Genomic DNA, 8420 nt, shown 5'->3' with positions numbered 1-8420 from the left:
AGATCGACGCACGACTCATCAGCCGCCCCACCCCCGACGAAATACGACGTGCAGCCGGAGTGACTTCCGATCTGCCGCTGCTTGCGCTCGTTCCCGGAAGCCGGAAAGGCGAGATCCGCAACAATCTTCCCGTCATGCAGGCGGTAGCGTCGCTTCATCCCGGCCTACAGCCCGTCGTGGCCGGAGCACCCGGAATAGACCCTGCGTTCTACACACAGTTCACCTCGTTCCCGGTCATCGACAACCTGTCATTCCGGCTCATGGCGGCAGCAGAAGCCGCACTCGTAACCTCCGGCACAGCCACGCTCGAATGCGCACTCGCCGCGACGCCACAGGTTGTATGCTATCGCGCCAACGGATCGCGACTCTCCTATGCGATCATGAAGCGACTGATACACACTCGCTACGTATCCCTCCCCAACCTCATAGCCGACGCACCGGTGATCCCGGAGATGCTCCTCCATCACTGCAACGTGACCGAAGTCAACGACCGGCTCACCGACATACTCTCAGGTGCGCCCGGACGACGCCGACAACTCGACGGCTACACGGAAATCCGCCGACGGCTCGGAACGAGTCGGGCCGCGTCGACTGCCGCCGCCGAAATAATCGACGACCTTGTCACCCTTCAGAAACATCAAACGACAACATCCATATGAACATTCCATCCACGCAACTCCCTCCGATACCAGCCCAACGCCCCGTCCGCATACTTTTTGTCTGCCTCGGCAATATCTGCAGATCACCTGCCGCACACGGCATGATGCAGGCTCTTGTCGACAGCCGCCACATGTCCGAATCGTTTCTGATCGACTCGGCCGGCACAGGAGGCTACCACATCGGATCGCTGCCTGACTCACGGATGCGCGCCCACGCCCGCCGAAGAGGTCTGTCGCTTGACCACCGTTGCCGTCAGGTCTGCGAGTCAGATTTTACCGACTTCGACATAATCATCGGCATGGATGCCTCGAATATAGCCAATCTACGGCGCATGGCGCCCTCACCCGAAGCGATGGCCAAGGTAATCCCCATGTCGGCCTTTTTCAGCCTCGCCACCCGCTACGATCATGTACCCGACCCCTACTACGAGGGAGCGGAAGGTTTCGAGCTCGTGCTCGATCTCCTCGACGACGCCACTCTCAATCTTCTCGACACAATCGTAGCCGCCCGCGACTGAATCGGCCACACACCAACACACCGCCACATCGCCGTCCGATCTCCCCACGGATACATACAACGACAAAGCGGCGCGCCCCGTGGGGCACGCCGCTCGTTTTATCCTTGACTGGATGGATTACTTGTTCTCAACGATGGTCACTGCGCGGTCGAGCTGCACAGCCTTTTCACCGAGGTCGGTGAGGTTGCCGTTGTCGACAGTAGCGTTGAGCTGGCTCTCAGCCACACCGAAGCGAACGAGCTGACGCTGAACGCCGTTTACACGGGCGTGACGCAGACGGGTGTTGATAGCGTCGGTGCCGGTGTAGTTGTCGGCCCAGCCGGTGAGAGTGTAAGTCTTGCCGCTCTCCTTCATTACAGAAGCAACAGCGCGGAGCACGTTCACCTCACGGGTCGAAAGGCTCGACTTGCCGATAGGATAGTAGATGGTGGTCAGAGGCATAGCGGGGCACTCAGCCTTCTCTACCGGACGGTTCAGGCAGTCCTGGAGCTGACGCTCGAGGTCGGCGATGCGGGCGTTGGCAGCCTGCAGACGAGCCTCGATGGCGCTGCAGTCGGGAACTTCGGGGCAAACCGGAACAACGGGAGCGTCCCAGGTGCGCTTGTTGAAGTTGTAGGTAACACCTACATAAGCCTGCAGGTCACCTACTGTCTTCTTCTCAAACTTCACAGTCTCCTGCGGGCCGTCGAAAGTGCTGAAACGAACGTCGAGGAAGAGCTGTACAGCCTTCGATACGTTGAACGAGTTGATCCAGCCTGCGCGGAGCGAGGTGTTGAAGTTGTGAGCGTTTTTCCACTCGCCGCCGAGATAAGCAGTGGTCCAGTAAGCGCCACCACCGAAATAAACGGTCGAGTTGTAGATGCGGTCGGGGCGATAGCCACACCACCAGTTGGTGAGGTTGACCATTACGTCACCTACTACACCGAACTCGTTGAATTTCTGCTTCCAGTACTGGTTGTCATAACGAACGTCGTGCCAAACAGGAACCTCTGAAAGGCCCTTCATCTGTATGTAGTTGCCACCCAGACGAAGACCGATGATGGGCGAGAACCACTTGCCGACGTAGATCGACGCAGCGGGAGCAATTCTCTTGCCAAGACCCTCTTCAGAGTCAAACTTCGAGAACATTACACCTACGCCACCTTCACCGGTTACGAACCAATTGTTAGAGAAGCGATTGAACAGGTAACCCTGCGAAGGGTCCTGCACCGTCTGAGGTGCTTCCTGCGCAAAGGCCGATGCACCGAAAAGCATGGCGCAAGCAAGGCCAAGAATACTTCTTTTGAACATAGCTTTTGTGATGTTTATAAAAATGAAACGTGTAATTTGAAGTGCAAAGTTAACTAAAATTTCTTGAATTATTAACCTTTGCACTCATTTTGTGATATAAATATAACCACTGATCTTATATTTCACGAATTAGCTTCCATACAACCTCGGTCAACGACCGATAAAATTCTTTACGCGCTCCAGCACGGCCTCAGGCGTGAAGCCAAACTTCTCGTCGAGCACCTTGTAGGGAGCCGATGCACCGAAGCGGTCAAGACCAAACACCTGTCCGCCTACACCCACGACTTCACGCAGAGTCGAAGGCAGACCCGCAGTCAGTCCGAACACAGCCACACCCTCCGGAATACAGCTCTGACGATAGTCAGCCGGCTGGTCAAGGAACAGACCGATCGACGGAACCGACACCACCTGCGCTCTGACACCCTCGGCCTCAAGCAGCACGGCGACATCACACAGCAGCGACACTTCCGAGCCGTTACCCACCAGAGTGACATCGGGATTTGCAGCTTTACGCACCACATATCCGCCCTTCTTCATCTGAAGAGCCTCCTCGTAGCGGTCAGCACCAACCGGCTTCAGATCAGGCACATCCTGACGCGTGAGTATGAGAGCGGTCGGCGTATGTTTGTTCTCCATAGCCATTTCCCAGGCTATTGTCGCCTCGGCGCTGTCAGCCGGACGGAGCACAAGCAGAGAACGGCGGCCATTGAGATTGTGAAGCTCCTCGAGCAGCCTCATCTGAGCCTCATGTTCCACAGGCTCATGGGTGGGACCATCTTCGCCGACGCGGAAAGCATCGTGAGTCCACACATACTTCACCGGAAGCTCCATAAGAGCCGCCAGTCTGACAGCCGGCTTCATATAGTCGGAGAACACAAAGAATGTGCCGCATGCAGCGATCATGCCGCCATGAAGGGCAATGCCGTTCATGATCGAAGCCATTGTCAGCTCCGCTACGCCTGCGTGCAGGAACGCCCCGCTGAAATCACCGGGAGCAAAAGCACCTGTCTGCTTGAGGAAAGCTTCGGTCTTGTCGGAATTGGCCAGGTCTGCGCTCGACACTATCATGTTCTTCACTTTCTTGCCAAGCTCGGTCAGCACGTCGGCCGAAGCCGTGCGTGTGGCCACATTGGCCTTGTGAACGATCGAACGGTAGTCGATCTGCGGAAGAAGACCATCGATGAAATCGGCCAGCTGACGCGCCTTTTCAGGATTGGCGGCAGCCCAGGCCTTCTCTTCCTCGCGGCGGCGTGCCACGATCGCACGCAACTCGCTGCGGCGTGCCTCATAAAGAGCCTTCACCTCCTCGCGGATCACCCAAGGATTCTTCGGATCTCCGCCAAGATTCTCTATAGTCTTGTCGACATCGGCGCCACTCTTGCTCAACGGCTGGCCGTGAGTCGAACACTGGCCTTCGAAATTCGAGCCGTCGGCTGTCACACAACCGCGGCCCATCACCGTATGGCCGATTATGAGAGTCGGCTTGTGACGCTCGGCATGAGCCTTACGCAATGCACCGGCGAGAGCTTCAGGATCAGTGCCGTCACACTCTATCACATGCCAGTGCCATGCGCGGTACTTCGCTGCATAATCCTCATTATCGACAGCGTCAACATCGGTCGAAAGCTGAACTTTGTTGCTGTCATAGAACATTATCAGGTTACTCAGACCCAGATATCCGGCTATGCGTCCCGCACCCTGGGAGATCTCCTCCTGAATACCGCCGTCGGATATGAATGCGTATGTCTTGTGCTGCATCCAGTCGCCGAAGCGGGTCGCGAGGAAACGTTCGGCGATAGCCGCGCCGACTGCCATCGTGTGACCTTGGCCAAGCGGACCCGAAGTATTCTCAACGCCTCTCTGAGGATTGACCTCGGGATGTCCGGGAGTCACGCTGCCCCACTGGCGGAACTGCTGCAGCTCCTCCATAGTGTAGTTGCCTGTCAGAGCCAGGACGCCGTAAAGCATCGGCGACTGGTGTCCCGGATCAAGAAAGAACCGGTCACGGGCTATCCATGTCGGATCATCGGGATCTGTCACCAGAAACTGCGAGTAGAGCACGTTGACGAAGTCGGCTCCACCCATCGATCCGCCGGGATGTCCCGATTTGGCCTTTTCGACCATCGCTGCGGCAAGCACCCTGATATTGTTGGCGGCCGCGTCCATTGTCTTTCTGTCCATATCTTTTGATATCGGTATGTTCGGTTTTGAGCCACAAAGTTACTCAAATGCACTCACAATTGCAAATAATTGTCAAAAACTCACCACACGTTATTTCCAGGGATAATCCCGTCCGACATCACCGTCCGACATCACCGCCCGAACACACCCCTAAACTCATACCGCCGCATATAACGATCCCGGACTCTGCGTGATGTCGCAGTGTCCGGGATCATCTATATCATAGCAGCCGGATCAGGACGGCCGCTGTATCAGTCGGCTACCGGAATATCCGTATTTACATTCTTCGAACCTATCAGCGCGTAGTAGAGGATATACACCGCACAGCCCAGCGGAACGAAGTAGCTGATCAGGTAGTTGCAGGAGAAGTCTGCCACCCAGGCCTGAATAGCCACCATTACCGCACAACCGAACACCATGGTCATGAATGCGCCTGAAGCAATAGCAGTGTATTTGCCCAGACCCTCCACAGCCATGTTGAAGATACCTCCCCACATGACCGATGTGCAAAGACCCACGAGAATGAAGGCGAAGATACCCACCGGCACTTCGGCCCAGATCATCTCAAGCTTCGCCCAGTCTACACCGGGGATATTCACGAGCCAGGTCTGAGGAGCGAACATACCGAACAGTATCAGCACAATCGCTGCGGTAGATGCCACTGTGATCATCTGCTTCGAGGACACTTTCGAGCCGATGGCGCCTCCGACGAAGCGTCCGACAAGCATCATCAGCCAGTAAACAGCCACGATCAGACCCACTATGCCGGCGTCCATCCCCAGACCGGGAGTCACGGCATCCTGTGCGGCGGTAAGATACTGGAGAATATAGGTCGGCACACCAACTTCGATTCCCATATAAAGGAATATCGCGAGAATACCGAGCTTGAAGTGGCGGAAAGAGAAAGCACTGTACTTGTCCTTCTGTCCCGGAGCGAGCTTCTTTGCATGCTCTTTCTCCTCGATCTTCTTGAGGTCGGCCTGCTCGGGCTCGTCGATCTTGGTGAACAGTATCACCACGAAAGCAATGATGAATATGCCGCCGGCAATGAAGAGCGCCGGAGTGGCATCGCTCACGGTAGCCTTGGTGGCATCGGCAATAAGAGCGCCCATGATTATATAGACTGCAACAGCTGCCGCACTGTTGAACACGCCGCCGATCTGTATCAGCTGGTTGCCTCTGTTACCGCCGCCACCGAGGATGTTAAGCATCGGGTTGACAACCGTATTGAGCATACACATGCAAAGGCCGCCGATGAAGGCGCCGACAAGATAAACGGCAAAAGCTGCGCCACGCATGCTTTCCCAGCCGCTCATCCACTGCACGAAGATACCGACTATGCCGACTATCAGGGCTATGAGGGCCGTGCGCTTATAGCCCACTTTTTTCAGAAGCATGCCGGCGGGAATACCCATCAGCAGGTAAGCGATAAAGTTGCCGTAGTTACCGATCTGTGCCTGGAGATTGCTGGCACCAAACTGATTTTTCACAATGACAGCCATCGGCGAACACAGATTGGTCACGAAGGCAATCATAGCAAACAGGGCTATCATCACGATGATGGCACCCCATTGTTTTTTCTCGTTGCTCATAATTGATGTGGTATTGATTTGTTTGATAAGTAAATCACATTGATTGTTGTATCATCGGCGATCATGCATCCCGACGGTTTTTGTCCGAAGCCGAGGGGCATGCAACCGGCCTACCGTGACGGTTTTCATGGCATCTGAAGCAAAAACTTGTCAAAGTTAACCATTTTTTTGTTTTCAGCCCCTATTCCATCGCATTTTTTTGCCTCAGCGCTCGCCGAAAATATCACTGCCGATTCTCACCATCGTGCTGCCTTCCTCGATAGCCAACGCACGGTCATGACTCATGCCCATGCTGACGGTATCAAACTGCGGCTGCCCGGAGGCCGCTCCATGCCGCAGGGCGTCGAAACTCCCTCTTATAGCCTTGAAATCGGCCCTCACCCTCGTTTCATCGTCGGTATTCGACGCCATCCCCATCACGCCACGGAGCCTCACCCCCGGCATCGTCAGCGCCTCGCGGGCGGCCTGCTCCATCTCATCAGGCAGAAATCCGGTCTTGGTTTCCTCACGCGCCACATGCACCTGCAGCAATACGTCCACACGACGTCCGGCCTTCACAGCGGCATCGCTGACAGCCCTGAGCAGACGCAGCGAATCAATGCTCTGTATCATATCGGCCACTGCCACCACCTGCTTCACCTTGTTGGTCTGCAGATGACCTATGAAATGCCACTCTATGTCGGTCGGCAGAGCCGCTGCCTTCTCCTGCAGCTCCTGCGCCCGGCTTTCGCCAAACACCCGCTGACCGGCGGCATAAGCCTCCATAACGGCCTCTGACGGATGAAACTTGCTTACGGCAGTCAGCTCCACCCCTTGGGGCAGAGCCGACTTTATTTCCTGAATTCGGGAGGCTATATCCGACATCATTGTCATTCCTCCTTTGCAGCGGGAATGGTTCCGAGCTTGGCCTTGTAGACATCCATCAAGGGAGTCTCGGCTATCGACTGTATCTCGAAATCGGCCATAGTCCCCTCCATGCCGGCCATAAAATTGTCGTATGCGCCTTTCAGATCATTGCCGGCAGTGAGGATGAGCGTCGAAGTCTTCTTCTCGACAGCGGTCTTTTCGTCGATGGTCACAAAAGCCACCTTCACAAGATACCATTTGTCGGCCGAATCATCCCAGAATATTTCCGAGATCTTGGTGCGCTTGACGGCACTCACCGAGAAGTCGCCGGAGATGAACGGAGTCTGCTCCTCAATGATGCGGCTTTCAGCCTCGGTGAACGAAAGGGCGTCCACCAGATAAGGCTCGGTCACCTTCTTGACCACACCGTTTTCCATCATCTTGTCATATCTCACTTTGCATTCAAACCAGTTTGCCATTTCAATATTACGTTTTATTGTTTATCGTTTTGCGGTCTGCAAAGTTAGCAATCACAAGCCACCATTTACAATTAAAAATTCCTAAAAAAACATCATCTCACTACCACCTTACGGCTGATCATCGCGCCCGAATTGCCTTCGACCGTCAGCACATATACACCCGGAGCCATGCCCGATGTAGCGATCGTCACCGTGCCGCCGCTGCCCTTGGCCGTACCGGCCGACTGACCCGCTATCGACGTCAGTGTTGCTCTCAGACCGGCCTCTCCGGCTATTCCGGCCACTATACATCCGTCGGACTGCTCCATTGAGAACCGTCTTTCGGTATCGGCCGTCACATCACCGATCGACGACGGCATCCCGAGCAGCTTGCGCATGGCGTTCTCGGCATCAAGCCGGCCTGCGCCCCACTTCAAAGCCACCGGTTCGGTGTCGGCCGGCATCGCCTGAGCCGTGCTGACCAGAAGATCACGCACTCTGTCGACAGTGAGAGTAGGATCCTGCTCAAGCAACAGGGCCACCACGCCGCTCACGTATGGAGTAGCCATTGAAGTGCCCTGCATCTGTCCCCAGTAGTCAGTACGCGACGCCTTCATCGCACCGCTGAGACCACTGCGGTCAACTTTAGCCGACAGATCGCCTGACGACGGCCCTGTAGCCTTGACCCACGGCGTGCTGACGCTTGAGATTACCGTCATGCCCGGAGCACACAGTTCCGGAAGTTTTTTCCCTGAAAATGTCGTTCCGCCTGCCCTTATACACCTCCCACTCAGCCCACCAACCAACGAGTGTAGATCTCGGTTGGCCCCGTAGCATTTAAAAAAAAAAAATCAATAACAAACATAATAGCACACA

8 protein-coding genes are annotated in these 8420 nt (G+C 55.5%); 2 read left to right on the top strand and 6 right to left on the bottom strand.

All coding sequences use genetic code 11. From position 1 onward, the window contains the following. Both C5O24_RS09025 and C5O24_RS09020 read left to right on the top strand, forming a co-directional pair. On the top strand, positions 1-659 hold a 659-nt coding region (locus C5O24_RS09025), incomplete at its 5' end, for a glycosyltransferase family protein (RefSeq protein WP_500690280.1). Beyond that, positions 656-1177, top strand: coding sequence for a low molecular weight protein-tyrosine-phosphatase (locus tag C5O24_RS09020; RefSeq protein WP_107035118.1), 522 nt, complete (start codon positions 656-658; stop codon positions 1175-1177). The genes C5O24_RS09025 and C5O24_RS09020, both read left to right, overlap by 4 nt. 117 nt (positions 1178-1294) lie before the next feature. Here C5O24_RS09020 and C5O24_RS09015 read toward each other — a convergent pair whose 3' ends face one another. From C5O24_RS09015 to C5O24_RS08990, 6 genes are all read right to left on the bottom strand, one after another. Further along, positions 1295-2467 (bottom strand): OmpA family protein, encoded by a 1173-nt coding sequence (locus C5O24_RS09015; RefSeq protein ID WP_107035119.1) that lies wholly within the window; start codon positions 2465-2467, stop codon positions 1295-1297. Between the two features lie 150 nt (positions 2468-2617). Further along, complete coding sequence (locus C5O24_RS09010) at positions 2618-4648, bottom strand: transketolase family protein (protein WP_107681726.1); 2031 nt, start codon at positions 4646-4648, stop codon at positions 2618-2620. 251 nt (positions 4649-4899) lie between these two features. After that, the gene (locus C5O24_RS09005; protein WP_107035121.1) at positions 4900-6240 is read right to left on the bottom strand and encodes an MFS transporter; all 1341 of its coding nucleotides are present in this window, start codon (positions 6238-6240) and stop codon (positions 4900-4902) included. A 204-nt stretch (positions 6241-6444) separates the two neighbouring features. Next, positions 6445-7104 carry a YggS family pyridoxal phosphate-dependent enzyme gene (locus C5O24_RS09000; RefSeq protein WP_107035181.1) on the bottom strand — a complete coding sequence of 220 codons (660 nt, stop codon included), beginning with the start codon at positions 7102-7104 and terminating at the stop codon, positions 6445-6447. Between the two features lie 5 nt (positions 7105-7109). Beyond that, entirely contained in the window at positions 7110-7571 is a 462-nt protein-coding gene (locus C5O24_RS08995; protein WP_161953381.1) for a DUF4494 domain-containing protein, read from the bottom strand. 86 nt (positions 7572-7657) lie between these two features. Beyond that, entirely contained in the window at positions 7658-8350 is a 693-nt protein-coding gene (locus C5O24_RS08990) for a S8 family peptidase (protein WP_107681725.1), read from the bottom strand. Positions 8351-8420: the final 70 nt, after the last annotated feature.

Source organism: Paramuribaculum intestinale (genome assembly GCF_003024925.1).
Lineage (GTDB): Bacteria > Bacteroidota > Bacteroidia > Bacteroidales > Muribaculaceae > Paramuribaculum > Paramuribaculum intestinale.
Note: the sequence above shows the minus strand (reverse complement) of the source record. Positions and strands in the feature narration are given on the sequence as shown.